This is a genomic window from Oleiphilus sp. HI0043, from assembly GCF_001634935.1.
On the sequence record NZ_LWEY01001817.1, the window covers coordinates 1 to 1,933 of the forward strand.

Genomic DNA, 1,933 nt, shown 5'->3' on the forward strand with positions numbered 1-1,933 from the left:
GAGAATATAAATCTAAGATCGGACACTTATACCGAGATTCAAAATCATCCCGAACTGCTTTCAACAAAGTCATTGACGTACTGAGTATTGCCTTCGGCCGATGCCTAAACGGGATCATTGAAAGTTCTGACAAAGATATTGGGTCGCCAGAGATAAGGTCTGGTTTGTTGAGGTCGATGTAAAGCTCCCGATCATCAGGACTACCCCAATCGTTTGGATGAAAATTTAACTTCAACAACGCTTTATTGTTCAGATAGGGAGACACAGACGCATAAGTGAAACAACTCTCTTGAAACCCTGCCAAGATAACAGCGAGATCACTTCGGAACTCTCCCGTATCCACGTAATTCCACAATAGAGCTTTCTTATGATAAGCGCTGTATCTTGCTGCGACGATGGGATGAGATGGTATCGTTAACGCGTGCCCAGTTGTACCGGATGTTTCATAAGCAATTATCCGATCAAGAGGCAAATGATCAGGCACAAAATCAGTGATACTTACACTCAAATCTGAACGATCAATTGTTGGATAGTCTTCGAATCTTTGGACGCTTTTATCGTAATGTTTATAGAAAGGAACACTCTCAAGGCATTTTCCTAGAAAAGGATCGATCCATTTATTTTCGCCGGCGCAGGCTGAAGCATTAAGATTGGTTTCTTCACGGGTAAAATGACCTAATTCGTCTAGCTCATGTTGAGCCAGATGATGACCTGATTGATTCCTGAATATTGGCGCATGAGGCTGATCAACCAAGTGCTTAAGACGAGCACTTCCAGACTCGTCTAAATTTGGCATACGCTCATAATCATTCCAGGGCGCTGCTTGCATGATTATTCCCGTGTCATCTTGTCAGCCGCTTCTTTGGCTTTTTGTTTAGCTAAAGCAACTCGAAGATCGTGAGCTCTTTGCTCTGCTACTTTCGCGGCTTTGAGAACCTTCATTCTTTCCAGCGAGCTAACCGCTTGTAATCTATCTTCAGCTTGGTTGTTTGTCTCTCCTTTTGGTCGCAGGTTTATGGAAGACAGTACAACTCGAATAAACTCTTCTCTTCTATCAACATCATTGATGTATACCTTGTTGGTTCCAGCTTGGGCCAGTTCTTTAGCTGTGTTTTCAAAGGCATCCAACAGAAGAGCCAGTTCAAACCTAAAGCCCTTAAAGCTGTTATCCATTAAAAAATACGCGATCAACATCGTTGCGCGATACCAATCACATTGCTCATAAGGCCGTTTAAAACGAGTGAGTTCTGATGCTCGCACTGAGGTGCTTAAATCATATAGAGCATCATGAACTAGAGCATAAAAGTAAGGTGGTAATTGAGGGTTTAACAATTCTTTAGGGAACTCGGTTAGCCGATGGTGCAATACGTTGATATCGGGGCCTTCGGCACTACCATTGCTACGAGTTATGAGTTGAGTCATTATTCTGCTCCCTCATAGTGTTTTCTGCTAAATGCCCGAGCAAAATCAGTCATCGCTTCCCAAGACGTCACCGGGAATATATCCCAACCTTGTTGAGCCTCGGCTTGCTTTAAAGCGGCATCATGGTCCGCCATCCATTTATTGTTAGGTGGCAAGGGATAATCCCAGTGTAAATTTAACACCATCGTACCGCCGCCCTTTGCATTCTCTAATGCCTGCTTAGATATACCCCAGCCTGAGTTACCTTTTTCATCCGTGTCAAAAAGTGTTGTGACGCCATCATCCGACAAAATCACAATATGGGAGTTTCTAGTCCTTGGTTTCTCTATGTGGGTCTTTCTTAGAATATGTATCGGGAATGCTGTTGCGCCGCCCAAGTAGTCAGTCAAAACATTGAGAATTAACTCTTCGTTCCTTACAAAGCCATTGGTGGTTTTGAACTGCCTTGCGCCACTCCATAAAGTGACTTGAACTGCAGCACCGGCTCTCAGTGCTGACAAGCATAGAATAG

At 43.6% G+C, this 1,933-nt stretch carries 3 protein-coding genes; all 3 read right to left on the minus strand.

The features are described 5' to 3' along the window. Positions 1–829, minus strand: an 829-nt coding sequence (locus tag A3729_RS27975) for a hypothetical protein (RefSeq protein ID WP_197476201.1), incomplete at its 3' end; no start/stop codon positions are given. A 2-nt stretch (positions 830–831) separates the two neighbouring features. Continuing rightward, positions 832–1,422 (minus strand): hypothetical protein, encoded by a 591-nt coding sequence (locus A3729_RS27980; protein WP_068506657.1) that lies wholly within the window; start codon positions 1,420–1,422, stop codon positions 832–834. Beyond that, a partial coding sequence (locus tag A3729_RS33605; protein WP_197476203.1) for a hypothetical protein occupies positions 1,422–1,933 on the minus strand: 512 nt, incomplete at its 5' end. The genes A3729_RS33605 and A3729_RS27980, both read right to left, overlap by 1 nt.

Coding starts and splice junctions, on each gene's coding strand:
- A3729_RS27980 (WP_068506657.1), bottom strand. CDS start 1,422: ATGACTCAACTCATAACTCGTAGCAATGGTAGTGCCGAAGGCCCCGAT.